Here is a 1,189-nt window from a genome sequence, read left to right on the forward strand (position 1 = left end):
TAGGCGATGATCTTCGACACGACGCCGGCGCCGACGGTACGGCCGCCTTCACGGATAGCGAAGCGCAGCTTCTCTTCCATGGCGATCGGCGTGATCAGCTCGACGTCCAGCTCGGCGTTGTCGCCCGGCATGATCATTTCCACGCCTTCTTTCAGCTTCACGATGCCCGTCACGTCCGTCGTACGGAAGTAGAACTGCGGACGGTAGTTGGTGAAGAACGGCGTGTGACGGCCGCCTTCTTCCTTCGTGAGGATGTAGGCTTCGGCGATGAACTTGGTGTGCGGGGTGATCGAACCCGGCTTGCAGAGAACCTGGCCGCGCTCGACGTCTTCACGCTTGGTGCCGCGCAGCAGAACGCCGACGTTGTCACCGGCTTGACCTTGATCCAGCAGCTTGCGGAACATTTCGACGCCCGTGCAGGTCGTCTTCTGAACCGGACGGATGCCGACGATTTCGACTTCTTCGCCAACCTTGACGATGCCGCGCTCGACGCGACCGGTCACGACCGTACCACGGCCCGAGATCGAGAACACGTCTTCGACCGGCATCAGGAACGGCAGGTCGATCGGACGCTCCGGCTGCGGGATGTAGTCGTCGACCGTCTGCATCAGGGCCAGGATCTGGTTTTCACCGATGTCCGGGTTGACGCCGTCGGTCGCGGCCTTGGCCGAGCCCTTGGTGATGGGGATATCGTCGCCCGGGAACTGGTAGGACGACAGAAGTTCACGAACTTCCATTTCGACCAGCTCGAGCAGCTCTTCGTCGTCGACCAGGTCGACCTTGTTCATGAATACGACCAGAGCCGGCACGCCGACCTGACGGGCCAGCAGGATGTGCTCGCGCGTTTGCGGCATCGGGCCGTCAGCGGCCGAAACGACCAGGATCGCGCCGTCCATCTGAGCGGCGCCGGTGATCATGTTCTTCACGTAGTCGGCGTGACCCGGGCAGTCGACGTGCGCGTAGTGACGGTTGGCCGTCTCGTATTCCACGTGCGCCGTGTTGATCGTGATGCCGCGGGCCTTTTCTTCCGGGGCCGCGTCGATGTCGGCATAGTTCTTGGCGACCGCGCCGCCCGACTTCGCCAGCGTCATCGTGATCGCCGCCGTCAGGGTCGTCTTGCCGTGGTCAACGTGACCAATCGTGCCGATGTTGCAGTGAGGCTTACTGCGGTTGAATTTTTCCTTGGCCA

At 62.3% G+C, this 1,189-nt stretch carries 1 protein-coding gene; it reads right to left on the minus strand.

The window, feature by feature from the left end; all coding sequences use genetic code 11:
- Window positions 1–1,189 (minus strand): elongation factor Tu (gene tuf, locus AEYBE204_RS39155; RefSeq protein WP_023464145.1); only part of this gene is annotated, 1,189 nt, incomplete at both ends.

The sequence above is a fragment of the Asticcacaulis sp. YBE204 genome (assembly GCF_000495855.1).
Classification (GTDB): Bacteria; Pseudomonadota; Alphaproteobacteria; order Caulobacterales; family Caulobacteraceae; genus Asticcacaulis.